Here is a 25,274-nt window from a genome sequence, read left to right as displayed (position 1 = left end):
GGTGAACCCGGTGCTCCCACTGCTGGTCTGCGACGACTCCGCGATGGCGCGCAAGCAGCTGATCCGCGCCCTGCCCCCCGAGTGGCCGGTGAACATCACCCAGGCCAGCCACGGCGAGGAGGCCCTGGCCGCGATCCGCCAGGGTCTGGGCGAAGTGGTGCTGCTGGACCTGACCATGCCGGTGATGGATGGCTACCAGGTGCTCGCGCGGGTGCGCGAAGAGGGCCTGAACTGCCGCATCCTGGTGGTCTCCGGCGACGTCCAGGACGAGGCCCAGCGCCGGGTCGCCGAGCTCGGCGCCCTGGGCTTCCTGCGCAAGCCGGCGCCGGCCGAGGAGCTGCGCGCCACCCTGCTGCGCCTGGGCCTGTTCCAGCCGGCGGCGAGCGCGGCGGCGCCACCGGCACGCCAGGAGCCGGCCTTCCGGGTCGGCTTCCGCGACGCCCTGCGCGAGGTCAGCAACGTCGCCATGGGCCGCGCCGCCGCCCTGCTGGCGGAGGAGCTCGGGGTCTTCGTGCAGCTGCCGATCCCGGCGGTGGAGCTGTTCGAGGCCAGCGAGCTGCACATGGCCTTGCAGGACGCCAACCGTGGCGAGCGCCTCAGCGCGGTGTGCCAGGGCTTCGTCGGCGAGGCCATCGCCGGCGAGGCACTGCTGCTGTTCCATGACTCCGAAGTGGCCGACATCGCCCACCTGCTCGGCCTGCGCCCGGGTGGCGACGCGGCTACCTCGGAGATGCTCCTGGACCTGGCCAGCATCCTCATCGGCGCCTGCCTGGCCGGCATCGCCGAGCAGCTCGACATCCGCTTCTCCCAGGGCCACCCGCAACTGCTCGGCCAGCATGCACGCAGCATCGACGAGCTGATCCAGTTCAACCGGGCGCGCTGGCGCCAGACCCTGGCGGTGGAGATCAGCTACGGCCTGGAGGAGCACGCGGTGCACTTCGACCTGCTGCTGCTGTTCACCGAGGCCTCGGTGCCGCGCCTGACCGCCAAGATCCAGTACCTGATGGAGTAGAACATGGCCGGTCAAGCACAGATCGACCTGCGCGAACTGCACTGGCTGCTCGACATCGTGCAGTGCCTGGATGTCGGCGTGCTAGTGATGGATCGCAACTTCCGCATCGAGGTGTGGAACAGCTTCATGGAGAACCACTCGGGCCTGGGCGCCGACCAGGTGCAGGGGCAGAGCCTGTTCCAGCTGTTCCCGGACATCGACCGCGTCTGGCTGGAGCGCAAGGTCGGCAGCGTGCTGCGCCTCGGCACCCGCGCCTTCAGCCTGTGGCAGCAGCGCCCCTACCTGCTGCGTTTCGAGACCTACCGGCCGATCACCGGGCAGTCCGACTTCATGTACCAGAACCTCACCATCCTGCCGCTGGCCGCCACTGCCGGCCAGGTCGAGCACGTCTGCCTGGTGATCTACGACGCCACCGAGGCCGCCGAGGCTCAGCTGCGCCAGACGCCCTAGGCCCGCTACTTCTTCTTCGGCCGCGGCTTCTCGCCGAACTTGGGCACCGCGCGCACGGCCTTGACCTTGGGCTTGGCCGGCTCCTCCTCGAACCAGTTGCCGAGGTGGATCTTGCCCTTGCCGGCGCCGGGCACCGCCTTGACCTTGGGTTTCTTCGGCTTCTTCAGCACCGCGCCGCCGGGCGCGGTCTGCGGCACCCGGTGGTCCGGCTCGAAGCCCGGCTCGTCCTGGCGCCGGATGACCTGACCGATCAGCGTCTCGATGGCCGCCAGCAACTCCACCTCGTCGGCACACACCAGCGACACCGCCTCGCCGCTGGCGCCTGCGCGGCCGGTGCGGCCGATGCGGTGCACGTAGTCCTCGGCGACGATCGGCAGGTCGAGGTTGACCACCCTCGGCAGCTCGCTGATGTCCAGGCCGCGCGCGGCCACGTCGGTAGCCGCCAGCACGCGCACCTCGCCAGCCTTGAAGCGTTGCAGGGCACGCAGGCGCGCCGGCTGCGGCTTGTCGCCGTGGATCGAGTCGGCGGCGATGCCCTCGGCCAGCAGCAGCTGCTCCAGCTCGTCGACGCCCTTGCGGGTCTTGGCGAACACCAGCAGCTGGTCCCAGCCGCGCTCACGATACAGGTGCAGCAGCAGCTCGCTCTTGCGCTTCTTGTCCACCGTCACCAGCCACTGCTTGACCCCCTTGGCCGTGGTGTTGCGCGGGCTGACCTCGATGGACAGCGGATCGCGCAGCAGCTCCTTGGCCATCAGGCGAATGGCGTCGGAGAAGGTGGCGGAGAACAGCAGGGTCTGGCGCTTGCGCGGCAGCGCACTGAACAGTTCGTCCAGCTCCCTGGCGAAGCCCAGATCGAGCATGCGATCGGCCTCGTCCAGCACCAGCGCCTGCAGCTGGTCGAAGCGCACCGCGTTCTGCCGGTACAGGTCGAGCAGGCGCCCGGGGGTGGCCACCAGCAGGTCGATGCCCTTGCGCAGCTTCATCATCTGCGGGTTGATGCTGACCCCGCCGTACACCGAGTAGGTGCGCAGCGGCAGGTTCTGCGCGTACTGCTGCACCGCCTGCTGCACCTGCTCGGCCAGTTCGCGGGTGGGTACCAGCACCAGCGCGCGCACCGAGTTGGCCGCCACCTGGCCGCCCTCCATGACCAGCTTCTGCAGCAGCGGCAGGGCGAAACCGGCGGTCTTGCCGGTGCCGGTCTGCGCTGCGGCGAGCACGTCGCGGCCCTTGAGCACGGCGGGGATGGCCTGCTTCTGCACCGGCGTGGGCTCGCGGTAGTCGAGCGCCTCGAGGGTACGCAGGATGGGGTCGATCAGGCCGAGGGTGGCGAAGGTCATGATGCGGCAACCGGATGAAGACGAGTCGCACAGTTTACCTGCCCCGGGCTTATGATGCGTCCATGCAGCTGATCGATACCCACACCCACCTGGACTTCCCCGACTTCGATGCCGACCGCAGCGAGCTGCTGGCGCGCAGCCGCGCCGCTGGCGTGGAGCGCCTGGTGGTGCTCGGCGTGTACCAGGGCAACTGGCAACGGCTGTGGGACCTGGCCCTGGCGGAGGACGGCATCCATGCCGCCTTCGGCCTGCACCCGGTCTATCTGGAGCAGCACCGTACCGAGGACCTGGACGCGCTGCGCGACTGGCTGCAGCGCCTGGCGGGCCACCCGAAGCTGTGCGCGGTGGGCGAGTTCGGCCTGGACTACTTCATCGAGAGTCTCGACCGCCAGCACCAGCAGGCGCTGTTCGAGGCCCAGCTGGCGCTGGCCGCCGAATTCGGCTTGCCCGCCCTGCTGCATGTGCGCCGCGCCCATGCGGCCACCATCGCCACCCTCAAGCGTTTCCGGCTGCCGCGCGGCGGCATCGTCCACGCCTTCGCCGGCAGCTACGAGGAGGCCCGCGAGTACATCCGCCTCGGCTTCAGGCTGGGCCTGGGCGGGGCGCCGACCTGGCCGCAGGCCCTGCGCCTGCGCAAGGTGGCGGCGCAGCTGCCGGCCGAAGCCATAGTGCTGGAGACCGACGCCCCGGACATGGCCCCGGCCATGTATGCGGGCCTGCGCAACAGCCCGGAGCACCTGCCGGCCATCTGCACGGCATTGGCCGAACTGCGCGGCGAGACGCCCGAGGCACTGGCCGCGGCCAGCAGCCGCAACGCCGCCGAACTGTTCGGCTGGAGCACTTAAACGACAAGGCCCGCCGGATGGCGGGCCTTGTGCACTACGCAGGACGAATCAGACGCGGAAGGCGCTGATCAGCTCCTTGAGCCGCGCCACCTGATCGGACAGCTCGCGGCTGGCCTGTTCGGTCTGCACCGCGCCTTCGGCGGTACGCTCGCCGGCCTGGTTGATCTCGACGATGTTCATGTCGATGTCGTGGGCCACGGCGGTCTGCTGCTCGGCGGCGGCGGCGATCTGCTGGTTCTGGTCGACGATCATGCCGACCGCGCCGAGGATGTTTTCCAGCGCCTGCTGCACCTGCGCCGACTGGCTGACGGTGCTCTCGACCATCTGGTGGCTGCCGTTCATGGCGGTCACGGTGGCGCCCACACCGCCCTGCAGGCGACCGATCATCTGCTCGATCTCCTCGGTGGACTGGTGGGTGCGCTTGGCCAGGTTGCGCACCTCGTCGGCCACCACGGCGAAGCCACGCCCCTGTTCGCCGGCGCGTGCCGCCTCAATGGCGGCGTTGAGGGCGAGCAGGTTGGTCTGCCCGGCGATGCCCTTGATCACGTCCAGCACCTGGCTGATCGAAGCGCTGTCGGCGGCCAGCTGGTTGATCACGTTCACCGACTGCTCGATCTCGCTGGCCAGGCGCTGGATGCTGCCGACCTGCGCCTCGACCATGGCACGGCCGCTGACCGTCTCGTCGTTGACGCTCTGCGCGCTGCCCACCGCAGCGGCGGCGCTGCGCGCCACTTCCTGGGCGGTGGCGGACATCTGGTTCATCGCCGTGGCCACCTGCTCGATCTGCCCGCGCTGGGCGCTGACCGCCTGGCTGCTCTCGCCGGACACCAGCTCGACGCGATCGGCCTGGCGCTCGACCTCGGTGACGGTCTGGCCGACCAGCTCGATCAGGTCGCGAATCTTCGCCACGGTGCCGTTGAACACCTCGCCCAGCTCGCCCAGCTCGTCGCGGCTGCGCACATTGACGCGCACGGTCATGTCGCCGGCGGCGACCTGGCCGAGGGTCTGGCCGAAGCCCTTGAGGGTGGCGCGGGTCGAGACGTAGAAGCCGCCGTAGAGATAGCCGATGGCGAGGAAGATGCCGACCAGGGCGACCACCAGCAGGATCATCTGCACGCGCTTCTGCTCCAGGCGCACGCTCAGTTCCTCGCCGAGAAAGCCGAGCACCGCCTCGTTGAGGGCGTAGGTCTTGTCGATGGCCGCCGTGGTCTGGTCATAGAAGCCCTGCCAGGGCGCATCCAGGGTGTCGGCCATGAGCAGCTGCTCTTCCAGCACCACGCTGCTCTCGTTCAGGGTGTTGCGGCTGGCCTCGGCCAGCTGGCCCAGGCTGCGCTGTGCCTGGGCATTGCCCTGCAACGCGCTCTGCAGCTTGAAACCGTATTCCGCGTGCAGCTTTTCCAGCTCCAACAGGAGTTCGTCGAGCTTGGTGCTGTCGGAGGAACCGAGGATGCCCTGACCCAGGGAATAGGAACCCAGCGCCCGGCCCTGGCTGAGGGCCTTGGTCACCGGCAGGCTGGCGCTGGTTAGCAGTTCGGTCATCTGACGCACGGTCAGCTCGCTGTCCTGGCTCAAGCCGGACTGGCTGGCGACGAACTTGATGAACACCTCGGCATTGTCCAGCGCCTTAGTCACCAGACCAGCCTTGCTGCGCAGCGAACTCTCGGCCGCCACCGCATCGAGGGCGGTCTTGATGGCGTCGCGCTGGGCGTTGAATTCCTCGACCTTCTGCGCGTCGCTGCTGCTCGGCGCCAGGCCGCCGAGAATCGCGGCAACACTGGTTTCCAGCTCGCCTATCATCCCGGCCAGCTTCTCCGACTCGCCGGACTGCCCGAGTACGGCATTGATCTCGTAGAGGTCATTGAGCCGTTCCAGCTGCTGGCGCATCGTCAGGCTCTGCTTGAGCAGCTCCAGGCTCTGCAGCTCGGTACGGGTGTCGACGAAGGCATCATAGGACTCGCGCACCAGGAAATAGTTGGTGACGAGCATGGGCAGGAAGAACAGTACGCTGATGAGGCTGAACTTCATGCCGAAGCTCAGGCGGTTCATCAGGGCGATGGCAGGGTACAACACGCTATTCACTAGACGTCTCCTGTTGCCATTATTGTTTTATGCCAGCCGGGAGCGGGCTGATCTATTGAACGGCAAGGTAGCGGTATCACTGGGATTCTAGCGGGAGTGGCCACTGGCCAGACGCACTCCCCCGACGGCTTGTATACCGGATATCGGCCCTGGCCTCTGTAACTTAAGGTTAAGAATGCGCACATCCCTCCGCTTCGGCATTGATCTGGGTGGCACCAAGACTGAAATCATCGCACTGGAGGGTTCCGACGAACGGTTACGCCGGCGCCTGCCGACCCCGCAGGGCGATTACCCCGCCACCGTGCAGACCATAGTCCGCCTGGTGCAGGAAGCCGAGCAGCAGTTGGGCGCGCGCGGCAGCGTCGGCATCGGCATCCCCGGCACCCGCTCGCCGGACCACGGGCGAATCAAGAACGCTAACTCCACCTGCCTGATCGGCCAGGACCTGCAGGGCGATCTGCAGCACCTGTTGCAGCGCCCGGTGCGCCTGGCCAACGATGCCGACTGCTTCGCCCTGTCCGAGGCCAGCGATGGTGCCGGCGCCGGCGCCGACAGCGTATTCGGGGTGATACTCGGCACCGGCGTCGGCGGCGGCATCGTCATCCACGGCAGACTGCTGGCGGGGCCGAATGCCATCGCCGGCGAGTGGGGGCACAACGCCCTGCCCTGGCGCACTCCCGCCGACGGGCCGGCGCGGCGCTGCTACTGCGGCCTGGACGACTGCATCGAGACCTTCCTCAGCGGCCCCGGCTGGGCCGCCCGCAGCGGCCTCGGCCTGAACGCCGCGGGCCTGGCCAGGCTGGCGCAAGACGGCGAGCCGGCCGCCGCACAGGCGCTGGACACCTATTGCGAGCAGCTGGCCAGGGCGCTGGCCTCGGTAATCAACGTCATCGACCCGCAGGTGATAGTGCTCGGCGGCGGCCTGTCGAACATCCCCGCACTCTACCAGCGGGTGCCACCGCTGCTGGTCCGCCACGTGTTCTCGGACCAGGTGAACACCCGCCTGGTACAGGCCCGCCACGGCGACTCCAGCGGCGTGCGCGGAGCCGCCTGGCTGTGGCCTTGAGGCCGGCTAGAGCAGCAGAATCCACACGGCGAAGGCCGCATACCAGAGTACCGCGGCGCGGATCAGCAGCTGCCACAGCTCGTCCAGGCTGTCGACGCCGGCCTCGCCCGCCTGCGGCTCGGGCAGCTCGCCGGCGGCGCGTCCGGCACTGGCCACCAGCTGCGCGGCGGCGACGTCCCAGGCCAGCAGGTCGTGCAGGACGGCGCGGCTGACGGCGGCGAAGTTGCCGACCAGGGCGAAGCTGGCCGCCAGCACCCGCACCGGCAGCCAGTCCAGGGCATGGCGCAGCTGCGCCGCGCGCTCGGCCACCGCCGGCTGGGCGGAGTGCTCGGCGGCCAGGGCCAGCAAGCGATAGGCCAGCGCCGGTAGCGGCCCGAGCAGGGCGTACCAGAAGATCACCGCGAAGAAGCCCTGATAGGCCTGCCACAGCTCGTAATCCTGCACCCGCTGCAACAGCTCGGCCTCGCCGTCCGCCGCCACGCCCAGGTCACGCTCGGCCACGTGCAGCGCGGCCTGGTCGTCGCCACGTCGCCAGGCATCGCGGAACGGCCCGAGCGCCGCCAGCACATCGCCACGCCCCAGGCTGTAGACCAGCACCAGCAGGTGCACCGGCAACGCCAGCCAGCCATAGGCCAGCGGTTCCAGGGCCAACAGCAGCAGGCCGAGCAGCAGCACCGGCAGCAGCACCACGAGCAGCAGGGCGCGCCAGGGCGCACCGCCCTCCACACTGGCCAGCCAGCGCAGCCAGGGTCCGTCCTGCTGAATGCGTGCGCGCCCGGCGGAGAGCTTCTCCACCCAGAGCACCAACAGAAGCACGAGGAAATTCATCTACTGCTCTCCTTGCAGGGCCGCGCGCAGGCGTGCCCAGTCGAAACAGGGGCCCGGATCGGTCTTGCGTCCGGGGGCGATATCGCTGTGACCGCAGATGCGTTCGACGCTCAGCTGAGGATAGGCGTCCAACAGCTGGCGGGTCAGCCCGATCAGGGCCTGGTACTGGGCATCGCTGAACGGCAGCTCGTCGGTGCCTTCCAGCTCGATGCCCACGGAAAAGTCATTGCAGTTCTCGCGACCGGCGAAACTCGACACGCCGGCATGCCAGGCGCGCGCGTTGCAGGAAACGAACTGGGTGACGGCGCCGTCACGCTCGATGAGGAAATGCGCGGAGACCGTCAGCTGGGCGATGCCGGCGAAGTAGGGATGCTCGTCGGCCGGCAGGCGGTTCTGGAAGAACTGCTGCACCTTGCCAGTGCCGAACTGTCCCGGCGGCAGGCTGATGTTGTGGATGACCAGCAGGGAAACCTCTCCCTGCGGGCGTGCATTGAAATTCGGCGAGGGGCAGTGACGAATGCCGTCACACCAGCCGCTGGTTGGGTCCAGCTGCATAGGGGCTCCTTGATGACTGGCGCCACTCTAGCAGAACTGCACCCGCGCGAATGCCCGCGGCGGATCGCCCCCGGGAAATCAGGCGCCCTTGAGCCGGCGCAGGTTGCCGATCACCGACTCCAGCGCCCGATCGAACAGCAGGGCATCGTCGAGCAGGCGCACGGCACCGCGGCGGAACTCCACGGCCAGGCCCATGCGGGTCTTCTCCATGACCTTCATGCCGGTGCGGTTGACGAAGATGAACTTGCCGGTGGGCTTGATGATGGCCGCCAACTTGCAGCGCAGCTTGTGCTCGTCGTCTTCCAGTATCTCCACCCAGCTGCCGACGCGCAGGCTGTCGACCTGCTGCAGCGCCTCGTCGTCGTCCGGCAGGCTGAGCTCGGGCTCCTGCGGCCGACTCTCGCCCGGCGCCAGCAGGATGATCTCCTCGACCACCTCGACCATCGCCGGCGCTTCGACTTCCGGCTCAGCCGGTGGCAGCTCCAGCAGCGGGGCCTCGCCGAGCTCAGGCAGGAGGTCAGCGGCAGGGGCCGACAGCGGTTCGCCGGCAGCGGCCGACTCTTCCGGCATGACCCGCTTGAAACGCTGGAAGGCCTGCACGTGCACGGCCTCCAGCTTGCTGAAGAACTCGCTGGTGACGAACGGGTCGATGGCCGCGCCCGCCAGGCCGTCACGCAGGGCCTTGAGCAGGCTGGGTACCAGCTCCAGCAGATGCAGGCGATCCTCGGCCGACTCGTGGGGCTCGACGCTCCACACCAGATCGTCCATCACCGCCAGTGCTGCACGCCACTCCTCGGACTCGGCACCATGCTTGAGGCAGGTCAGCTGCAGCACCTTGCTCCAGCCTTCCTGCAGCAGGCGCACCACCACTTCAGGCAGAGTCTTGCCGAGCAGGCGGGCATTGAGCGCCTGCTCGACCTGCTGGCGTGCCAGCTCGGCCTTGGCCCGGCCCTCCTCGGCATCACGGGTGCGCTGCTCGAGCAGCTCGCTGCGCCGCTTCTCGTCGCCGGTGAAGGCAATGAACTCGGCGAGCACGTCGGAGAAGATCGCCGGATCATCGGTGAAGTCATTGAGCAGGCGCTGCACCACCTGCTCGATGCGCTGGTACAGGGCATCACGCTGTGCATCGCCCTGGGCGTTCCAACCCAGGGCAGCGGAGGCGATCTCGTTGAGCAGGCGCCGCGCCGGGTGGCTGCCACGACTGAAGAAGGTCTTGTCCAGTACCGCGACCTTGAGCATGGGAATCTGCAGACGACCGATCAGGGCCTTGAGCGAATCCGGCAGGCTGCGGTCGTCGAGGATGAACTCGAACAGCATGGCCACCAGATTGATCACATCCTCGTCGACTTCACCCACTACCCGGGCCTTGCCGCTCTTGGCACTGGCGCGGACCAGCAGATTCTCCAGCTGGTTGCGCAGATCGAAGTCGTCCCCCGCCCCCTGCTCGCCAGCCGGCAGGCGCTGCTGCAGGTGCGACAGCAGGCGCATCAGGTCGCCGCTGGAGATGGGCACGGCATCGGCAGGCACCTCGCGACGCGGCAGCAGTGGACTGCCACGCACCTGCGACAGCAGCTCCTGCAATGCCCCGAATACTTCCTGTGCGCCTTCGTCGGCGTACCCCTGCGCGCTCCCGGATTGCCCGTCGCCCGTCTCGCGAGCGCTCCTCGCGACCTGCGGCGAGTGCCCAGGCTGGCGGCGCAACGGCGGCGTGGATTTAAGTTCCGGCAACACACCGGCCTCGACCAGCTGCTGGTTAGCCGTGGCATACAGCTGGTCGAGTTCAGCCAGCACGTATTTCTCGAACAACTTGAGGATGATCAGCTTGACGCGGATCTCAACGCCCAGCACCTCGCAGGCCCCCAGAAACTGCTCGCACAGTACCCGCGGCCCCAGCGGATTGGTCTTGTCCTCCAGCTTCTGGCTGATCATCGCGTTGAGGCGGGTGGTCAGGTGTCCCAGCGCCACCCCGGCGCGGGTCATGACCCGCGACACCATGGCCTCCACGGCCACCGACTCTTCCAGCACGTCGTCCTGGACCAGCGACAGGCTCTCGAAGGACACGCCGGGCTGCAGGGCCGGCGGTTTGCCTATCTCATACTGATTGAGGGTGTTGAAGCCCTCGAAGACCTTCTGCAGGAAGCCGCGCTCGATGCTCTTGCGCTTCAGGCGCAGGTCGCGCATGGCCTCGAAGAAGGCATTCTGCTCGGCATTGCTGGACGCACGATCGGCCATCTCGAACAGCGTGTCATCCGCATTGTCGAACAACCCCTGCAATGCCTGCTTGAGCTGCTGGGCAGCCTTGTCGCGCACTTGGATGAGGGCCACGGGAAGCCTTCCTGCCGGAGAAGTTGGCGAGTGATCGGGGGCGACCTTGCTCAGGCGCACCACATTCGCGTCGGTCTTCATTGAGTGTCTCCCGCCGGCCGCCTGATCAGGGCGGCCCGCATGCGATTCGGCTGAAGGCCATTCTAACGTCAAGCAGACGGCGTCAAAATAACCACATGCCGCCAGTATAGGGGGATGCGAAGCATGACCAAATCCTCCCTGATACAGACATGATCCAGATCACATAGCTGCAGGTCCAACTTACAGACGGTCGCAGAAAACAGACGCACGTATGGGTCTAGCAGAAAGGCCGGACATTCTCCTGCCCCGCTGCACCAGCCGTCGGCTGCCCCTATAATCGCGCCACCTGACTGCGGAGGCCACCATGCCTAACCTGACCCTCGCCGACCTCGGCGCCGAAATAGATGCCAATGTGCGCTGCGCGCTGCGTGAGGACATCGGCAGTGGCGACATCACGGCGCAACTGATTCCCGCCGAGCGCCTGGCCCATGCCACGGTGATTACCCGCGAGCCGGCGGTGGTCTGCGGCACCGCCTGGGTCGACGCCGTGTTCCGCCAACTCGACCCGCGCGTTGCCGTGCACTGGCAGGTGGCCGATGGCGAGCGGGCCGACGCCAACCAGGCACTCTTCCACTTGGAAGGCCCAGCCCGTGCCCTGCTCAGCGGCGAGCGCAGCGCCCTGAACTTCCTGCAGACTTTGTCTGCCGTCGCCACGCGCTGCCGCCACTTCGCCGACCTGGTCGCGGGCACCCGGGTCAAGCTGCTGGACACCCGCAAGACCCTGCCCGGCCTGCGCCTGGCGCAGAAATACGCCGTCACCCAGGGCGGCTGCCACAACCACCGCATCGGCCTGTACGACGCCTTCCTGATCAAGGAAAACCATATCGCCGCCTGCGGCGGTATCGCCCAGGCCGTCACCGCCGCCCATCGCATCGCCCCCGGCAAGCTGGTGGAAGTGGAAGTGGAAAACCTGGACGAATTGCGCGAGGCCCTGGAGGCCGGTGCCGATATCGTCATGCTCGACGAACTGAGCCTCGACGACATGCGCACCGCCGTCGCCCTCACCGCCGGCCGCGCCAAGCTGGAAGCCTCCGGCGGCATCAACGAAAGCACCCTTCGCAGCATCGCCGAGACCGGCGTGGACTATATCTCCATCGGCAGCCTGACCAAGGACGTCAAAGCCATCGACCTGTCGATGCGACTGAGTCTGTAAATGAAAAGGCCCACCTAAGTTGGGCCTTTCTGAATGGTGCCGGAGACAGGAGTCGAACCTGCGACCTTCGCATTACGAATGCGCTGCTCTACCAGCTGAGCTACACCGGCGCGGAGCCCTTATAGCAACCCGCAATGGACTACTCAACAACCTGTTACAGAGGCTTTCGACCAACGCCGCTCTCGACACCTCCGCGCCCACGCCTCGACGCTATGGAAGCTCAACAAGGCCAAGCCATATGCCAGCAGACCACCAGTAGATATCGCCACAAGCCAGTGCTGGCGGCTCTCCACCATATACAGCATGATCGGGTAGTGAAAGAGATAGAGACCGTAAGACATTCGACCGATGTGCACCAGCAGCTTGTCGGAAAAACCTGCCTGCCGGCCCGACAGAATAGCCATGATCAAAAAGGTCGTTCCGACTTCGGCCAAAGGGACGTAAAGCAAAAGGTGCATGGACTCGGTCTGCTCCGCAACGAGAGCGACCAGAATCGCTAGCCAGCCCAGCCATCCAAGAGAGGCCCGCACAGGCCTAGCGCCACGCTCCTGCCACCAAGCACCAAGGGCCGCCCCCAACACCAAACCACCTGCATGAAGATCAGGACGGTAGTAGGCCAAGCTCACAACAATCTCGGGACGATGAAGGCACCACACACGCCAGGCATACAGCCCTAGATAGAGCAGCAAGAGGAAAATCCATAAAGGCGGCCTACGCAAAAACCTTAAATACGCAAGTAAAGCAAGCGGCCAGAGCAGATAAAACTGCTCTTCCAGGCCAAGAGACCACGTATGCAGCAGTTTCTCCGGCAAAGTCCCAACGGAGGCAGCCAGATTGCTTATGTATAGCAGAGCGATCAGTAGATCACGTAGATGAAAAAAGTAGTCGGGCCAGAACAGGGGTGCCAGGACTACATAGAGCAACAACATCAGCAGCAATGCCGGCATGAGGCGCCAAGCGCGGCGCATATAAAAACGCCACAGCTCGATACCACCACAAGTGCGCCACTCCTCCAACAGCAGAGAAGTGATCAGAAAACCACTGAGGACAAGAAAAAGATCTACGCCGATATTGCCGCCAGGCAGCCCGGGGGCCTTGGCATGAAATAGCAGCACCAGCACAATGGCCAGTGCGCGCAAGCCATCAAGCCCCGCCACATAGCCGATAGGCGTCACCCCAGCACAGCCTCACCCACAACGCTATCGAACAACTCCTCCAGGGAGTTCTGCGGATGTATGTTGAGGAGAACGCCCTGCATAATCTCGATCTGCATCAGTACCTCCGCCAGCGCACGCCGTGGCAACAACCCCTTCCAGACCTGCCCGGCATCGCGCTCGAACCCCGGCAGAGCCTCTGTCCCGAGATAACGCACGACCATGTTGCCTTGACTGGCCAGCAGCTCGGCTACGCCTTGCTGAGCGCGCACCCTCCCGCGGTCAATCATGACAAAGCGGTCGGCGAGACGCTCCACGTCATGCAAAATGTGTGTGCAGAAGAACAGCGTACCTCCCGCTAGACGATACTCCTGCATCAGATCCGCCACCTGGCGACGACCAACAGGATCGAGCCCCGACATGGGCTCATCCAGCACCAACACCTTGGGCTGAATAGCAAACGCGTGAGCCAGCGCCGTACGCTGCGTCATGCCCTTGGACAGATTGCGAATGCGTTTGTCGGCCGCATAGGCGATACCCAGCTTCTCCAACCAGAGCTCCGTGCGCCGCCCACACTCGGCGCCACGCACACCGTGAAGGCGCAGACCACTGCTCACCACCTCGCGCGGGGTGAGCTGCTCATACAGATAGGGATTCTCCGGCACATAGCCCACACCCAGCCGCGACAGAGCATCCTCAGCCGGACGCCCCATCAGACGAGCCTCACCAGCATCGGCGCGCAGGGCGCCAAAGAGGATTTTGATAGTCGTGCTCTTCCCAGCCCCGTTCTGCCCGATAAAGCCAACGGACTGCCCCATATCAACGGAAAAGCCCACATCATCCAGAGCCTTGATGGACTTGCCCTTGAGCTTGAAGGCCTTATGCAGGCCATTGACCTCGATTACCTTCATTGAGAATCCTGTCCACGGGTTAGGTGATCCGCCAGCTGCGGCTGCCCCTGTTGGTCGAGGCTGTAGCCTATTGCCAGCGGGTCTTGCGGCAGCGCCTCCAGCCCGGCATAGCCCAGCAACTGTTCCAGGCTGGTCGGTGGGCGAGCATGCTGCTGGCGATAGGCAACGGCCGCCTGGCGCAACGCCGACAACCCCGCCAGGCGCTGCATGCGCGCCTGCAACAGGGCGCGGAAATTTTCATCCGTACTCTGATCATGCATGGCCTGCAGAATGCCCATGGCATCACGCGGGTCATCCCCGCGCTCATACCAGGCCGCCGCCATGCTGCGCAGCGCCGGCGCATTGCGCGGATGGCGCTGCGCCGCCACTTCCGCCCAGTGCCCGGCACGCGCCATGTCGCGCTCGAAGTACATGGCATTGAAGGCATAGTAGAACGCCGGCCACATGTCCCAGTCGCGCAACCTGGCGGCGCTCAGCAGCACGAACTGCCCGGCCTCGACCTGGCCGTTCCACGGCAGAATCGCCGCCCCCACATAATAGTTGTCCTCGTGCCGGGGATTGAAACGCGCGGCATCCACCTGCAACTGCCCCTGAATGCGGTAGGTTTCGCCCTCAGTGATCTTGGCGTCCACCATCAGGCTGCGAAAAACATTGGTATTGGCTGCCAGAAAGGGGTCTCCGCCGGAATAGGCCAACTGCACCAGTAACGGCAGACGAACGCGCAGATGCTCGCTCTGCACCTCAAGGCGCGGCTGCTCACGCAGACTGTAGCCCGCGCCGGCGAAGACCACCCAGGCCAAGCCGGCAGCAAGGAAGCCGGTCCACAGCCTCATACGAAATTGCGCCGCTGGAAGATCAGGCCGGCCAGAGCCAGCATCAGGCCCAGGAAACCCAGCGCACTGAGCACAGCTAACCCCAACCCAGCCCAAGGCACTGGCAGGTCATACAGCGCCAGCGGCCGCCAGTCGAGGCGGGACAGATCCGGTAGCCAAACATAGGAATATTCCAGAACAGGCCCGAATATAGATACGTGCACCGGGTCCGAGCGTGCACTGCGCAGAAAATCCAAGGCCGGCCCCAAGCCTCGCGCTGCAATGCCAAAGGCGAAACCCAGCAGTAGCGGCAGAAAAGGGGTGGTCGAAAGACTGGCCAACAAGAGTGCAAAGGCGGCGATTACCAGAGCATCCAACCATATCGCCAAAATCACTAGCAGGTACTTGTAGCCCAACCCAACTGGCTGAGCCTGGACATAGCTCATGTCGCGCTGAAGAGACAGCCACAACACCACCCCAATCAGACACAGCGCCAGCAGCGCCAGCAGCGCCACAGTCAAAAAGCGCGACAACAAATACTGCCAGCGCGTAATGGGGTAGGCCAGCATGAAGTAGACCGTCTTGCGCTCAATATCCCGAGCGAACAGATCCTGTACCCAGAGCAGCACCAGGATCAGCATCACGAAACGCAGGCCGCTCAATCCCACATCCAGGGCAACAGTGACTGGTTGGCGCCCGGAAAAGCCTGACGCCAGGAGACTGACAGCCAGCACCAAGGCAGCCACCATCAGCAACACTCGCAGCCCCACACCACGAATGCCGGCTTTAACACCTAGCAGCACTAGCTCAGCCATTCCACCCCCATAAAATCCGGACAAAAAAAGACAGGCCACCAGGGCCTGTCTTTCAACCTACGAAACGCTTATTAGCGACCGCAACCATTGGCTTCATCGAGATCGATGCTACCTTCGACGACTGCACTGGCGGCGAGATTCTCAACAGTCTTTTCCAACTGATCGCCGCACTGGGAAATGCTGCCACCAACGGAAGAGCCAGTGAACACATTGTAACCTTTGTTGGAACCGGCGATGGCACCGAAACGGCTGTTGTCACCATCATCGATCACACCGAGCACCACGTTTGCGGAGATGGTGAAGTCAAAATTGTTCTTCACAAAACCTGCGCGGCTGGCAATTGCAGTCATAGTGCCGGCTTGAGCCAAATTGATCTCACGATCAAGCCCTGCAATTTCGTTGTAACCATCGGCCAGGGTCACATCCAGTCTTGGAGTACCGGCAGAGGCGGCAAACGCGGTGGAGCTCATCAGACCTGCGACGGCCAGGGAGGCAACGATAATCTTTTTCATCTTGTTAGCCCTTCTCTAAATCAGTTCGAGTTGGCGATGGCGCCGGTCAGGATGTTACGAGCATCGGACTGAGCCGACTTGTCGTAGCCTTTAGCCTGATAATCCTGGAACTGCGGAATGGCAACGGCCGCGAGAATACCGATGATCGCAACCACGATCATCAGTTCGATGAGGGTAAAGCCCTTCTGAACTTTCTTCGACATTTGAGATGGTCTCCTGGTGACATGGGGAGCGAGGCTTAACACCTCGTCTGACGTAACACATACAAAGCGCGTGCCAATCTCGCGAGCGCCTCACTAGAGGAGCTGTTGTAGCCGCCAGCACCAGCAAGCCAACCCCATTCAGCCCAAAAGTGACAATAAGCGTCACACGCACTCCTTCAAGTAGCAGCCCCAAAGCTTCTCGGTTATAAGTCTATTCATTTGCATCCGAGCCACGCGGCATGACCATGAGCAACTCTCCCGTCCTGACCGGCCTTGCCAGGCAACTGGTGCTGGCCGAACTGATCGATGAAACGACCGCCGGCCGGGCGGTTCAACAAGCCCAGCGCAACCAGATCCCACTGGTCACCTATTTGGTACAAAACAAACTGGTCAACAGCACCGCATTGGCCAGCCAGGCTGCCGAGCAGTTCGGCGTCCCCTACTTTGACCTGAGCGCACTGGATAAAGATCAACAACCAAAAGACCTGATCAGCGAGAAGCTGGCGCGCCAGCATCGCGCCTTGCCACTGTGGAAGCGTGGCAACAAGCTGTATATAGGCATGTCAGACCCGACCCTGCAGCAGGCGGTAACAGACATCCAGTTCAGCACCGGGCTCAACACCGAATTGGTACTGGTGCAGGATGACCGCCTGGATGCCGCCATTGATCGCTACTTCGAAAGCGACAACAAGACCATGGAGGGTCTGGGCGACATCGATCTGGAAGACGGCCTGGAAATCGAGAGCGGGGATCAAGAACGGGAGGACAACTCTACCGGCGGCGATGCCGACGATGCCCCAGTGGTCAAATTCGTCAATAAGATGCTGCTGGATGCCATTAAGGGCGGGTCCTCGGATCTGCACTTCGAACCCTATGAAAAAGTGTATCGCGTACGTTTCCGTACCGACGGCGTCCTGCACGAGGTGGCCAAGCCCCCCATTCAACTGGCCTCCCGCATTTCGGCGCGCCTGAAGGTCATGGCCAGCATGGACATATCCGAACGGCGCAAGCCGCAAGACGGCCGAATCAAGATGAAAATCTCGAAGACCAAGGCCATCGACTTCCGCGTCAACACCTGCCCGACCCTCTGGGGTGAGAAAATCGTCATGCGTATTCTCGACCCCTCCAGCGCGCAGATGGGGATTGACGCACTGGGCTATGAGGAAGACCAGAAGCAACTCTACATGGATGCCCTGGCCAAACCCCAGGGGATGATTCTGGTCACCGGCCCCACCGGTTCGGGGAAAACGGTATCGCTCTATACCGGCCTGAACATTCTCAACACGGTGGACGTGAACATCTCCACCGCCGAAGACCCAGTGGAGATCAACCTGGAAGGCATCAACCAGGTCAACGTCAACCCCAAGCAGGGTATGGACTTCGCCCAGGCGCTACGAGCCTTCCTGCGCCAGGACCCGGATGTGATCATGGTCGGCGAGATCCGCGACCTGGAAACCGCATCAATCGCCATCAAGGCAGCCCAGACTGGTCACATGGTAATGTCTACCCTTCACACCAACAGCGCAGCAGAAACCCTCACCCGCCTGCGCAATATGGGCGTCCCCTCCTTCAACATCGCCACCTCGGTCAACCTGATCATCGCCCAACGACTGGCCCGCAAGCTGTGTAGCAACTGCAAGAAGGAAGTGAGCATTCCACCCGAGGTACAGATCGCAGAGGGATTTCCTGCTGAACGGGTTGGCACATTCAAGCTCTATGGCCCAGCTGGCTGCGATCACTGCAAAGGCGGCTACAAAGGGCGCGTAGGGATTTATGAAGTGGTTAAAAACACGCCAGCGCTTCAGCGGATTATCATGGAAGAAGGCAACTCCATAGATATCGCCGACCAGATGCGCAAAGACGGCTTCAACGACCTGCGCACCTCGGGCCTACTCAAGGCCATACAAGGCCTGACCAGCCTCGAGGAAATCAACCGCGTGACCAAGGATTAAAACAAAATGGCGGATAAAGCGCTCAAGACCAGCACCTTCCAATGGGAGGGCAAGGACAAGAGAGGCAACAAGCTGAAGGGCGAGACCAACAGCACATCGATCGCGCTGGTGCGAGCGCAACTTCGCTCACAGGGCATCGCCGCCGAAAAGGTCAAGAAAAAACCCAAACCACTCTTTGGCGGCGCCGGCAAGAAAATCAAACCTATGGACATTTGCCTGTTCACCAGGCAGATGGCAACCATGATGGGAGCAGGCGTTCCCTTGCTCCAATCCTTCGACATCATCGCCGATGGAGTCGAAAACGCCAACATGCGCACCCTGATCGAGAACATTAAACAGGAGGTAGCCGCTGGTAACAGCCTTGCCAATTCCCTGCGCAAGTTCCCGCTTTACTTCGACGATCTATATTGCAACCTAGTTGACTCAGGCGAGCAGTCAGGCTCTCTGGAACAGTTGCTGGACCGTATCGCCACCTATAAAGAAAAGACCGAAGCACTCAAGGCAAAGATAAAAAAGGCAATGACCTACCCGATCGCCGTGATAGTGGTTGCGGTGATTGTTACCGCAATTCTGCTGATCAAGGTTGTGCCGACATTCCAGGGTGTCTTTGCCGGCTTTGGTGCCGAGTTACCGGCCTTCACCATGATGGTCATTCATATGTCCGAATTCCTACAGGCATGGTGGTTTGCATTCCTGATCGGCATTTTCGCCTTCGGCTTCGGCTTTAAGAAGCTTCACCAGAGCAGCGAAAAATTCCGCGACGGTATGGACAGGACACTTCTTAAACTTCCTATCTTCGGCGACATTCTCTACAAGTCTGTAGTGGCGCGCTTCGGTCGAACACTCGCAACCACCTTTTCTGCAGGCGTGCCGCTAGTCGACGCACTGGACTCTGTATCAGGCGCCACCGGCAACGTGGTATTCCGAAATGCGGTGAACAAGATCAAGCAGGATGTTTCCACAGGCATGCAGCTGAACTTTTCTATGCGCACTACAGGTGTATTCCCGGCAATGGCAACCCAGATGACTGCCATCGGCGAAGAGTCTGGTGCGCTCGATGAAATGCTAGATAAAGTCGCTTCTTACTATGAAGCAGAAGTCGACAATGCTGTGGACAACCTGACAACCCTACTAGAGCCCCTGATCATGGCCGTGTTGGGCGTGCTGGTCGGCGGCCTGATCATCGCCATGTACCTGCCGATCTTCAGCCTGGGCGGTGTAATCGGCTGATGTCGCTACCTTCCTTCCTGGCCGGCAATCTGCCGGCCTTTGTCTTATCCGTCACCCTGCTCGGCCTGATCATCGGCAGCTTCCTCAATGTGGTGATCTATCGCCTGCCGGTGATGATGCAGCGCGACTGGCGCCAGCAGGCGCGCGAGATCCTGGAACTGCCTGAGGAGCCGGCGCAGGGCACCTTCAACCTGCTCCTGCCGAACTCCTGCTGCCCTCATTGCGGCCACCAGATCCGCGCCTGGGAGAACATCCCGCTGCTCAGTTACCTGGCACTGCGCGGCAAGTGCGCAGGCTGCAATGCGCCGATCAGCCCGCGCTACCCGCTGGTCGAGCTGGCCTGCGGGCTGCTGTCCGGCTATGTCGCCTTCCACTACGGTTTCGGCTGGCAGGCGGCCGGGGTGCTGGTGCTGACCTGGGGCCTGCTGGCGATGAGCCTGATCGACTGCGATCACCAGCTGCTGCCGGACTCCCTGGTGCTGCCGCTGCTCTGGCTGGGACTGATCGCCAACCACTTCGGCCTGTTCACCAGCCTGGAAGACGCTCTGTGGGGCGCCATCGGCGGCTATCTGAGCCTGTGGTCGGTGTACTGGCTGTTCAAGCTGGTGACCGGCAAGGAGGGCATGGGCTATGGCGACTTTAAGCTGCTGGCCATGCTCGGCGCCTGGGGGGGCTGGCAGATACTGCCGCTGACCATCCTGCTGTCGTCGCTGGTCGGCGCCGTGCTCGGGGTGATCCTGCTGCGCCTGCGCAACCAGGAGACCAGCACGCCCATCCCCTTCGGCCCCTACCTGGCCATCGCCGGCTGGATCGCATTGCTCTGGGGTGATCAAATAACCGGGACCTATCTGCAGTTCGCCGGTTTCAAATGAACAAACCCTGGATTCTCGGCCTCACGGGCGGCATCGGCAGCGGCAAGAGCGCCGTTGCCCAGCATTTCATCGACCTCGGCGTGCACCTGGTGGATGCCGACCAGGCCGCCCGCTGGGTGGTGGAGCCGGGGCGTCCGGCCCTGGCGCGTATCGTCGAGCGTTTCGGCCCGCAGGTTCTGCAGGCCGACGGCACGCTCGACCGCGCCGCCCTGCGCCAGCGGGTGTTCCAGGACGAGGCGCAGCGACGCTGGCTGGAGAGCCTGCTGCATCCGCTGATCTTCCAGGAAATCGACCAGTACCTGAGCCGCGCCGAATCGCCCTACGCCATCCTGGTGTCGCCGCTGCTGGTGGAGTCCGGCCAGCACCGCATGACCCAGCGGGTGCTGGTGGTGGACGCCCCGGAGGAACTGCAGCTGCAGCGCAGCATGGCCCGCGACGCCAGCTCCGAGGAGCAGATCCGCGCCATCCTCAAGGCCCAGGCCAGCCGCGAAGAGCGCCTGCGCCACGCCCACGACGTGCTGCTCAACGACCGCGACCTGGCCTGGCTGAAACGCGAGGTCGAGCGCCTGCATGACTTCTACCTGACCCTGCGCGGAGGCCAGCCATGAGCACTACCGTGGAATGCCCGACCTGCGGCGCGCCGGTGGAATGGGGGCCGCAGAGCCCCTTCCGGCCCTTCTGCAGCGAGCGCTGCAAGCTGATCGACCTGGGCGCCTGGGCCTCCGAGGCCCACGCCATCCCCGGCGATTCGCTGGAGGACTCGCCCTTCTCGGACGACCTGCCACCACGCGAACACTGAACCTCAGGGGCGCATGAAGGCGTAGTCGCGCTCCGGGTCGAGATTGTCGGCAAGGAACTGCAGCTCCTGCGCCAGGTCGCCAGGCTCGCGCTCCAGGCGGTTCAGCTCCACCACCTCGCTGAGCAGCGCGCGCAGGCTCAGCAGCGGATCGAAGCCCCGCTCCTGCGCCCGCCGCAAGCTGGCCTCCAGCTCTTCCCGCGCCCATCGGTGCACCGTCATGCTGTTGTCCTCCGTCCGTTTTCCCCCAGCGTGCCGGGTAGCAGCAGCCGACGCTTGATCCAGGTCAGCCCGGGCGGCGACATCAGCGCCAGCGATGATCCGCCATCACGGCGGATCGCTGTCTTTCCAGGGCGCGGACAGGTAGCGCGTGCGATTGAAGGTCTCCAGCCAGTCCGGGTAGAACACCACCAGGCCGGTGACCAGCATGCCGTTGATGAAGGCCTCGGGAAACATCACCAGCCACAGGTAGCCGACGAAGTCCTCCAGCCAGGGCGGCATCGCATAGAGTCCGTCGTGCCAGAGCAGCGCCAGCCCGCCGAGCAGGCAGGCCAGCGCCGTCAGCGCCGCGGGGAAGAAGCCGCAGCAGAAGATGTAGACGAACAGGTTGCGCGGTTGCCGACGCTCCACCTGCAAGGCACAGAATTCGGTGATCAGCACCGGCACGGCCACCAGCAGCAGGCCATTGACCCCCAGCGCGGCGAAATCCAGCCGGCCCAGGGCCAGCAGGCCGAGCTGCGCAGCCAGGCCGCAGAGCACGGCCAGTGGCCAGTCGAGCAGCAGGGTCACCGCCGTCATGCCGATGAAATGGAAGGACAGGCCGGAGGCGAAGTCGCGCCGTACCAGCCACAGCAGGAACAGCGCCAGCATGGTGCCGAACAGGAGGTGCTGGCGGCGCTGGTCGCTGAGCAGCTCGACCCAGGGCGTGCGCCAGCACGCCCACAGCAGCACGCCCAGGTAGACCAGCCAGCCCAGCCACAGCGTGGTGGGCAGCAGCAGCTCGGCCGCGATCATCCGGCGCCACCCTGCGTAGAGAAGACCTGGATATCCCTGCGCTCGCCCCAGCCCCGCTGCGCCTGCCAGAAGGCCAGGGCCACGGGCGCATCGCGCAGGACGAAGACGTGGGACTTGCCCACGCCGAGCGCCGCCAGCCTGCTCAGCGCCTCGTCGAGCAGCGCCCGCGCCAGGCCGCGCCCGCGCCAGGGCATGTCGACCACCAGGTGCTGCAGGTAGCCGCGCCGACCGTCGTGGCCGACCAGCAGGCAGCCGGCCAGCTGCCCGTCGACCTCCGCCAGCAGGCTCAGCTCCGGGTTGCGCGCCAGGTAGCGGCAGAAAGGCTCGTAGGCATCCTCGGCGCGCACGCACAGCCCGGGCGTGCGACGCCACAGGTCGAGCAACGCGGCATGATCGGCGGGGCTGATGGCACGGATCTGCATGGAAACTCCCGGGGCTGGCCGCTGCAGTTTACACCGCCGGGATGCGCACGGCTTTTGCGCTATGCTGCGCCCATGGACGACGCCGACTACCTGCGCCTGCTCACTCGCCAGGCCGAACAGGCCAACGCCTTTCTCTCCAACGCGCGCAAGTGGGAACGCGAGCGCTGGGTCTGCCAGCGCCTGTTGCTGGCGCTCAACCAGCGCCACCGGCAGGACGAATTCGCCGCCGGCCAGGAGCCACCGGACGTGCTGTTCCGCGATGCCAACTTCGAGGTGTTCTTCGTCCTCGACCACGGCCGCCGACTCAACGACGAGTGGCGCGAAGAACTGCAGCGCCGCCGCAGCGCCCTCTCCCTCAGCCAGCTGCTGCGCCGCGAGGCGCGCCCGCGGCGCATCCCGGCCGCCGAACTGCAGGCACGCCTGGCGCCGACCCTGCGCAAGAAGGCGCACAACTACCGCGAACGCGGCCTCGACCTGAGCGAGCTGGACCTGCTGGCCTACGTCAACCTCAAGCGCGACATACCCGACTTCAACAGCCCCTTCCCGCCTCCCGGGGAATACCTGCGCCAGGGCTGGCGCTCGCTCTCGCTGGTCGGCCCCAACTACGCCCGGGTGCTGTTCGCCCACCGCGATGCCCCGGACTTCCTGCGCCACAACCTGGGCCGCACCGTGCTGTTCGACGTGGGCATCAGCCTGTGAGCCCGCTGCAGGAGCTGCTCGCCGCGGTGCCGCAGCAGGGCCGGGTGCGCTGGCTCGGCGTACGCCCGCAGGCGCGCGGCGCCATGCTCGAGCTCGACGCCGTGGAGGCCAGGCGCGAGGCCGGGCTGACCGGCGACCATGCCCGCCCGGGCCCGCGCAACGCCAGACAGGTGACGCTGATCCAGTGGGAGCACCTGGCGGTGGTCAGCGCCCTGCTCGGACGCGAGATCGCCCCGGCCGACCTGCGCCGCAACATCGCCGTCAGCGGCATCAACCTGTTCAGCCTCAAGGGCCGGCGCTTTCACATCGGCCAGGCGCTGCTGGAAACCACCGGCTGGTGCCAGCCCTGTGCCCGCTTGGAGGAGCGACTGGGCCCCGGTACCTTCCAGGCCATGCGCGGTCACGGCGGCATCACCGCCCGGGTCATCGCCGGCGGCGTCATTCGCCTGGACGACCACGTCCGCATTGAGCCCCTGTGAGCCGCCCGTCTAGAATGGCCGCATCCTCGGAGAGAAAACCGCCATGTCCAGCCGCCTCAGCCCGGAAGACCAGCAGCGCGTCGAGCAGTACCTCAGCGCTCCGCAGCATCAGGTGCAACGCAAGCCGTTCCGCCCCTGGTTTCTCCTGCTGCTGGTAATCGCCGTGACGATCGGCCTCGGCCTGCTCTCCCGCCTGCTCGCCGGACTGGTGCTATGAGCTGCCTCGCGCTCGCCCAGCCGGGCCTACCGCTTTCCTCAAGCCTTGTGAGATATCCCCATGACCCATCGCATCGTGATCGTCGGCGGCGGCGCCGGCGGCTTGGAGCTTGCTACCCGCCTGGGTAGGACCCTGGGCAAACGCAAACGAGCCAGCATCGTGCTGGTCGACGCCAACCTCACCCACATCTGGAAGCCGCTGCTGCACGAAGTCGCCGCCGGCTCGCTGAACTCCTCCGAGGACGAGCTGAACTACGTGGCCCAGGGCAAATGGAACCACTTCGAGTTCCAGCTCGGGCGCATGAGCGGCCTGGATCGCGCGCGCCAGGTGATCCGCCTGGCCGCCACCCTCGACGAGGACGGCGGCGAGCTGCTGCCCGAACGCGAACTGGCCTACGACAGCCTGGTGATCGCCGTCGGCAGCACCACCAACGACTTCGGCACCCCCGGTGCCGCCGAGCACTGCATCTTCCTCGATACCCGCGAGCAGGCCGAGCGCTTCCACCGGCAGATGCTCAGCCACTACCTGCGCGCCCATGCCGGCAAGAGCGACGACAGCCGCATCAGCATCGCCATCGTCGGCGCCGGCGCCACCGGCGTGGAGCTGGCCGCCGAGCTGCACCACGCCGCCCACGAGCTGGCCGCCTACGGCCTGGACCGCATCCAGCCGCAGAACATGCGCATCACCCTGATCGAGGCCGGCCCGCGCGTGCTGCCGGCGCTGCCGGAGCGCATCAGCGGGCCGGTGCACAGGACCCTGGAGAAGCTCGGCGTGACCGTGCTGACCGGCACGGCGGTGAGCCAGGTCAACGCCGAGGCGCTGATCACCGCTCAGGGCATGGAGATTCCCGCCAGTCTCAAGGTGTGGGCCGCCGGCATTCGCGCACCGGCCTTCCTCGGCAGCCTGGATGGCCTGGAAAGCAATCGCATCAACCAGCTGCTGGTGCGCCCAACCCTGCAAACCACCCTGGACGACAACATCTTCGCCTTTGGCGACTGCGCCGCCTGCCCGCTCGGCGAAGGCGAACGCAACGTGCCGCCGCGCGCCCAGGCCGCGCACCAGCAGGCCTCGCTGCTGGCCAAGGCGCTAAGGCTGCGCCTGGACGGCCAGGCGCTGCCGGAATTCCGCTACCGCGACTACGGCTCGCTGATCTCGCTGTCGCGCTTCTCGGCGGTGGGCAACCTGATGGGCAATCTGATGGGCAGCGTGAAGCTGGAGGGCTGGCTGGCGCGGATGTTCTACGTGTCGCTGTACCGCATGCACCAGATGGCGCTTTACGGCACGCTGCGTACCGCCCTGCTGATGCTCGGCGACCGCATCGGCCGCAGCACCGAGCCACGCCTGAAGCTGCACTGAAACGAAAGGGGCGGTGCGCCGCCCCATTCTCCGCCAGGCAACCAATATGGCCCGCAGGGGTCGCCCTGGATGGCAGACAACAAAAAGCCCGCGCTAGGC

Annotated in this window: 28 protein-coding genes and 1 tRNA gene; 14 read left to right on the top strand and 15 right to left on the bottom strand. The window is 64.9% G+C overall.

Going from position 1 to position 25,274, the window contains the following annotated elements; genetic code table 11:
• The first annotated feature begins 10 nt into the window (after positions 1 to 10).
• On the top strand, positions 11 to 1,012 hold the full coding sequence (locus DMO17_RS03005) for a response regulator (RefSeq protein WP_110680838.1): 1,002 nt from the start codon (positions 11 to 13) through the stop codon (positions 1,010 to 1,012).
• Between the two features lie 3 nt (positions 1,013 to 1,015).
• The gene (locus tag DMO17_RS03000; protein WP_110680837.1) at positions 1,016 to 1,462 is read left to right on the top strand and encodes a PAS domain-containing protein; all 447 of its coding nucleotides are present in this window, start codon (positions 1,016 to 1,018) and stop codon (positions 1,460 to 1,462) included.
• A 5-nt stretch (positions 1,463 to 1,467) separates the two neighbouring features.
• Here DMO17_RS03000 and DMO17_RS02995 read toward each other — a convergent pair whose 3' ends face one another.
• Entirely contained in the window at positions 1,468 to 2,799 is a 1,332-nt protein-coding gene (locus DMO17_RS02995) for a DEAD/DEAH box helicase (RefSeq protein WP_110680836.1), read from the bottom strand.
• A gap of 62 nt (positions 2,800 to 2,861) precedes the next feature.
• Between DMO17_RS02995 and DMO17_RS02990 the strand changes: the two genes are divergently transcribed.
• Entirely contained in the window at positions 2,862 to 3,644 is a 783-nt protein-coding gene (locus tag DMO17_RS02990) for a TatD family hydrolase (protein WP_110680835.1), read from the top strand.
• A gap of 48 nt (positions 3,645 to 3,692) precedes the next feature.
• On the opposite strand, the gene DMO17_RS20170 is transcribed toward DMO17_RS02990, so the two are convergent.
• A complete protein-coding gene (locus DMO17_RS20170) occupies positions 3,693 to 5,723 on the bottom strand; it encodes a methyl-accepting chemotaxis protein (RefSeq protein ID WP_110680834.1) in 2,031 nt (676 codons plus the stop codon).
• A 175-nt stretch (positions 5,724 to 5,898) separates the two neighbouring features.
• Here DMO17_RS20170 and DMO17_RS02980 point away from each other — a divergent pair, with 175 nt between their 5' ends.
• The gene (locus DMO17_RS02980) at positions 5,899 to 6,789 is read left to right on the top strand and encodes an ROK family protein (RefSeq protein WP_110680833.1); all 891 of its coding nucleotides are present in this window, start codon (positions 5,899 to 5,901) and stop codon (positions 6,787 to 6,789) included.
• Positions 6,790 to 6,795: 6 nt separating this feature from the next.
• On the opposite strand, the gene ampE is transcribed toward DMO17_RS02980, so the two are convergent.
• The 3 genes from ampE to DMO17_RS02965 form a co-directional block, all read right to left on the bottom strand.
• Positions 6,796 to 7,617, bottom strand: coding sequence for a regulatory signaling modulator protein AmpE (gene ampE, locus DMO17_RS02975; protein WP_110680832.1), 822 nt, complete (start codon positions 7,615 to 7,617; stop codon positions 6,796 to 6,798).
• Complete coding sequence (gene ampD, locus DMO17_RS02970; protein WP_110680831.1) at positions 7,618 to 8,172, bottom strand: 1,6-anhydro-N-acetylmuramyl-L-alanine amidase AmpD; 555 nt, start codon at positions 8,170 to 8,172, stop codon at positions 7,618 to 7,620.
• Positions 8,173 to 8,250: 78 nt separating this feature from the next.
• Positions 8,251 to 10,578, bottom strand: a complete 2,328-nt coding sequence (locus tag DMO17_RS02965; protein WP_110680830.1) for a DUF1631 domain-containing protein — start codon at positions 10,576 to 10,578, stop codon at positions 8,251 to 8,253.
• A gap of 304 nt (positions 10,579 to 10,882) precedes the next feature.
• Between DMO17_RS02965 and nadC the strand changes: the two genes are divergently transcribed.
• The gene (gene nadC / locus DMO17_RS02960; RefSeq protein ID WP_110680829.1) at positions 10,883 to 11,731 is read left to right on the top strand and encodes a carboxylating nicotinate-nucleotide diphosphorylase; all 849 of its coding nucleotides are present in this window, start codon (positions 10,883 to 10,885) and stop codon (positions 11,729 to 11,731) included.
• A gap of 34 nt (positions 11,732 to 11,765) precedes the next feature.
• Here the strand turns inward: nadC and DMO17_RS02955 are convergent.
• The 7 genes from DMO17_RS02955 to DMO17_RS19925 form a co-directional block, all read right to left on the bottom strand.
• Positions 11,766 to 11,841 (bottom strand) — tRNA-Thr (locus tag DMO17_RS02955).
• Between the two features lie 33 nt (positions 11,842 to 11,874).
• On the bottom strand, positions 11,875 to 12,906 hold the full coding sequence (locus DMO17_RS02950; protein ID WP_110680828.1) for an acyltransferase family protein: 1,032 nt from the start codon (positions 12,904 to 12,906) through the stop codon (positions 11,875 to 11,877).
• Positions 12,903 to 13,796: an ABC transporter ATP-binding protein gene (locus DMO17_RS02945; protein ID WP_110680827.1), complete on the bottom strand. Its 894-nt coding sequence runs from the start codon at positions 13,794 to 13,796 to the stop codon at positions 12,903 to 12,905. The genes DMO17_RS02950 and DMO17_RS02945 overlap by 4 nt, the downstream gene beginning before the upstream one ends.
• On the bottom strand, positions 13,793 to 14,629 hold the full coding sequence (locus DMO17_RS02940; RefSeq protein WP_110680826.1) for a tetratricopeptide repeat protein: 837 nt from the start codon (positions 14,627 to 14,629) through the stop codon (positions 13,793 to 13,795). The genes DMO17_RS02945 and DMO17_RS02940 overlap by 4 nt, the downstream gene beginning before the upstream one ends.
• A complete protein-coding gene (locus DMO17_RS02935; RefSeq protein ID WP_110680825.1) occupies positions 14,626 to 15,423 on the bottom strand; it encodes an ABC transporter permease subunit in 798 nt (265 codons plus the stop codon). The genes DMO17_RS02940 and DMO17_RS02935 overlap by 4 nt, the downstream gene beginning before the upstream one ends.
• Before the next feature lie 71 nt (positions 15,424 to 15,494).
• Positions 15,495 to 15,935 (bottom strand): hypothetical protein, encoded by a 441-nt coding sequence (locus tag DMO17_RS02930; RefSeq protein ID WP_110680824.1) that lies wholly within the window; start codon positions 15,933 to 15,935, stop codon positions 15,495 to 15,497.
• Between the two features lie 20 nt (positions 15,936 to 15,955).
• On the bottom strand, positions 15,956 to 16,138 hold the full coding sequence (locus DMO17_RS19925; RefSeq protein ID WP_110680823.1) for a type IV pilin protein: 183 nt from the start codon (positions 16,136 to 16,138) through the stop codon (positions 15,956 to 15,958).
• Positions 16,139 to 16,383: 245 nt separating this feature from the next.
• On the opposite strand from DMO17_RS19925, the gene pilB reads away from it, so the two are divergent.
• From pilB to yacG, 5 genes are read left to right on the top strand one after another with little or no spacing between them, the layout of a single operon-like run.
• Positions 16,384 to 18,090: a type IV-A pilus assembly ATPase PilB gene (gene pilB / locus DMO17_RS02920; protein WP_110681360.1), complete on the top strand. Its 1,707-nt coding sequence runs from the start codon at positions 16,384 to 16,386 to the stop codon at positions 18,088 to 18,090.
• Positions 18,091 to 18,096: 6 nt separating this feature from the next.
• Complete coding sequence (locus DMO17_RS02915) at positions 18,097 to 19,320, top strand: type II secretion system F family protein (RefSeq protein ID WP_110680822.1); 1,224 nt, start codon at positions 18,097 to 18,099, stop codon at positions 19,318 to 19,320.
• On the top strand, positions 19,320 to 20,192 hold the full coding sequence (locus DMO17_RS02910) for a prepilin peptidase (RefSeq protein WP_110680821.1): 873 nt from the start codon (positions 19,320 to 19,322) through the stop codon (positions 20,190 to 20,192). Before DMO17_RS02915 ends, DMO17_RS02910 begins: the two co-directional genes overlap by 1 nt.
• Positions 20,189 to 20,800 (top strand): dephospho-CoA kinase, encoded by a 612-nt coding sequence (gene coaE / locus DMO17_RS02905; RefSeq protein ID WP_110680820.1) that lies wholly within the window; start codon positions 20,189 to 20,191, stop codon positions 20,798 to 20,800. Before DMO17_RS02910 ends, coaE begins: the two co-directional genes overlap by 4 nt.
• Positions 20,797 to 20,991 (top strand): DNA gyrase inhibitor YacG, encoded by a 195-nt coding sequence (gene yacG, locus DMO17_RS02900; RefSeq protein ID WP_110680819.1) that lies wholly within the window; start codon positions 20,797 to 20,799, stop codon positions 20,989 to 20,991. The genes coaE and yacG overlap by 4 nt, the downstream gene beginning before the upstream one ends.
• 3 nt (positions 20,992 to 20,994) lie before the next feature.
• Here the strand turns inward: yacG and DMO17_RS02895 are convergent, their stop codons facing one another.
• The 3 genes from DMO17_RS02895 to DMO17_RS02885 all read right to left on the bottom strand — a co-directional run bounded on the left by DMO17_RS02895 (position 20,995) and on the right by DMO17_RS02885 (position 22,424).
• The gene (locus DMO17_RS02895) at positions 20,995 to 21,210 is read right to left on the bottom strand and encodes a hypothetical protein (protein ID WP_110680818.1); all 216 of its coding nucleotides are present in this window, start codon (positions 21,208 to 21,210) and stop codon (positions 20,995 to 20,997) included.
• A 105-nt stretch (positions 21,211 to 21,315) separates the two neighbouring features.
• Positions 21,316 to 22,002 (bottom strand): energy-coupling factor ABC transporter permease, encoded by a 687-nt coding sequence (locus DMO17_RS02890; protein ID WP_110680817.1) that lies wholly within the window; start codon positions 22,000 to 22,002, stop codon positions 21,316 to 21,318.
• A complete protein-coding gene (locus tag DMO17_RS02885) occupies positions 21,999 to 22,424 on the bottom strand; it encodes a GNAT family N-acetyltransferase (RefSeq protein WP_110680816.1) in 426 nt (141 codons plus the stop codon). The genes DMO17_RS02890 and DMO17_RS02885 overlap by 4 nt, the downstream gene beginning before the upstream one ends.
• A 72-nt stretch (positions 22,425 to 22,496) precedes the next feature.
• Here DMO17_RS02885 and DMO17_RS02880 point away from each other — a divergent pair, with 72 nt between their 5' ends.
• The 4 genes from DMO17_RS02880 to DMO17_RS02865 are packed head-to-tail and all read left to right on the top strand — an operon-like array spanning position 22,497 to position 25,175.
• Positions 22,497 to 23,123 (top strand): DUF1780 domain-containing protein, encoded by a 627-nt coding sequence (locus DMO17_RS02880; RefSeq protein WP_110680815.1) that lies wholly within the window; start codon positions 22,497 to 22,499, stop codon positions 23,121 to 23,123.
• Positions 23,120 to 23,602 carry an MOSC domain-containing protein gene (locus DMO17_RS02875; RefSeq protein ID WP_110680814.1) on the top strand — a complete coding sequence of 161 codons (483 nt, stop codon included), beginning with the start codon at positions 23,120 to 23,122 and terminating at the stop codon, positions 23,600 to 23,602. The genes DMO17_RS02880 and DMO17_RS02875 overlap by 4 nt, the downstream gene beginning before the upstream one ends.
• 43 nt (positions 23,603 to 23,645) lie before the next feature.
• Entirely contained in the window at positions 23,646 to 23,819 is a 174-nt protein-coding gene (locus DMO17_RS02870) for a DUF3094 domain-containing protein (RefSeq protein ID WP_061905382.1), read from the top strand.
• 60 nt (positions 23,820 to 23,879) lie between these two features.
• Positions 23,880 to 25,175, top strand: a complete 1,296-nt coding sequence (locus DMO17_RS02865) for an NAD(P)/FAD-dependent oxidoreductase (protein WP_110680813.1) — start codon at positions 23,880 to 23,882, stop codon at positions 25,173 to 25,175.
• Positions 25,176 to 25,274: the final 99 nt, after the last annotated feature.

The organism is Aquipseudomonas alcaligenes (genome assembly GCF_003205495.1).
Taxonomy (GTDB): Bacteria; Pseudomonadota; Gammaproteobacteria; order Pseudomonadales; family Pseudomonadaceae; genus Aquipseudomonas; species Aquipseudomonas alcaligenes_B.
Note: the sequence above shows the minus strand (reverse complement) of the source record. Positions and strands in the feature narration are given on the sequence as shown.

What these genes read in the sequence shown, in the direction of transcription:
- DMO17_RS02885 (WP_110680816.1), bottom strand. Translation starts at nt 22,424, where the DNA reads ATGCAGATCCGTGCCATCAGCCCCGCCGATCATGCCGCGTTGCTCGAC.
- DMO17_RS02940 (WP_110680826.1), bottom strand. Translation starts at nt 14,629, where the DNA reads ATGAGGCTGTGGACCGGCTTCCTTGCTGCCGGCTTGGCCTGGGTGGTC.
- DMO17_RS02935 (WP_110680825.1), bottom strand. Translation starts at nt 15,423, where the DNA reads ATGGCTGAGCTAGTGCTGCTAGGTGTTAAAGCCGGCATTCGTGGTGTG.
- DMO17_RS02865 (WP_110680813.1), top strand. Translation starts at nt 23,880, where the DNA reads ATGACCCATCGCATCGTGATCGTCGGCGGCGGCGCCGGCGGCTTGGAG.
- DMO17_RS02990 (WP_110680835.1), top strand. Translation starts at nt 2,862, where the DNA reads ATGCAGCTGATCGATACCCACACCCACCTGGACTTCCCCGACTTCGAT.
- yacG (WP_110680819.1), top strand. Translation starts at nt 20,797, where the DNA reads ATGAGCACTACCGTGGAATGCCCGACCTGCGGCGCGCCGGTGGAATGG.
- nadC (WP_110680829.1), top strand. Translation starts at nt 10,883, where the DNA reads ATGCCTAACCTGACCCTCGCCGACCTCGGCGCCGAAATAGATGCCAAT.
- pilB (WP_110681360.1), top strand. Translation starts at nt 16,384, where the DNA reads ATGAGCAACTCTCCCGTCCTGACCGGCCTTGCCAGGCAACTGGTGCTG.
- coaE (WP_110680820.1), top strand. Translation starts at nt 20,189, where the DNA reads ATGAACAAACCCTGGATTCTCGGCCTCACGGGCGGCATCGGCAGCGGC.
- DMO17_RS02890 (WP_110680817.1), bottom strand. Translation starts at nt 22,002, where the DNA reads ATGATCGCGGCCGAGCTGCTGCTGCCCACCACGCTGTGGCTGGGCTGG.
- ampD (WP_110680831.1), bottom strand. Translation starts at nt 8,172, where the DNA reads ATGCAGCTGGACCCAACCAGCGGCTGGTGTGACGGCATTCGTCACTGC.
- ampE (WP_110680832.1), bottom strand. Translation starts at nt 7,617, where the DNA reads ATGAATTTCCTCGTGCTTCTGTTGGTGCTCTGGGTGGAGAAGCTCTCC.
- DMO17_RS02915 (WP_110680822.1), top strand. Translation starts at nt 18,097, where the DNA reads ATGGCGGATAAAGCGCTCAAGACCAGCACCTTCCAATGGGAGGGCAAG.
- DMO17_RS02995 (WP_110680836.1), bottom strand. Translation starts at nt 2,799, where the DNA reads ATGACCTTCGCCACCCTCGGCCTGATCGACCCCATCCTGCGTACCCTC.
- DMO17_RS02965 (WP_110680830.1), bottom strand. Translation starts at nt 10,578, where the DNA reads ATGAAGACCGACGCGAATGTGGTGCGCCTGAGCAAGGTCGCCCCCGAT.
- DMO17_RS02980 (WP_110680833.1), top strand. Translation starts at nt 5,899, where the DNA reads ATGCGCACATCCCTCCGCTTCGGCATTGATCTGGGTGGCACCAAGACT.
- DMO17_RS19925 (WP_110680823.1), bottom strand. Translation starts at nt 16,138, where the DNA reads ATGTCGAAGAAAGTTCAGAAGGGCTTTACCCTCATCGAACTGATGATC.
- DMO17_RS02930 (WP_110680824.1), bottom strand. Translation starts at nt 15,935, where the DNA reads ATGAAAAAGATTATCGTTGCCTCCCTGGCCGTCGCAGGTCTGATGAGC.
- DMO17_RS02945 (WP_110680827.1), bottom strand. Translation starts at nt 13,796, where the DNA reads ATGAAGGTAATCGAGGTCAATGGCCTGCATAAGGCCTTCAAGCTCAAG.
- DMO17_RS02910 (WP_110680821.1), top strand. Translation starts at nt 19,320, where the DNA reads ATGTCGCTACCTTCCTTCCTGGCCGGCAATCTGCCGGCCTTTGTCTTA.
- DMO17_RS03000 (WP_110680837.1), top strand. Translation starts at nt 1,016, where the DNA reads ATGGCCGGTCAAGCACAGATCGACCTGCGCGAACTGCACTGGCTGCTC.
- DMO17_RS02880 (WP_110680815.1), top strand. Translation starts at nt 22,497, where the DNA reads ATGGACGACGCCGACTACCTGCGCCTGCTCACTCGCCAGGCCGAACAG.
- DMO17_RS02895 (WP_110680818.1), bottom strand. Translation starts at nt 21,210, where the DNA reads ATGACGGTGCACCGATGGGCGCGGGAAGAGCTGGAGGCCAGCTTGCGG.
- DMO17_RS02870 (WP_061905382.1), top strand. Translation starts at nt 23,646, where the DNA reads ATGTCCAGCCGCCTCAGCCCGGAAGACCAGCAGCGCGTCGAGCAGTAC.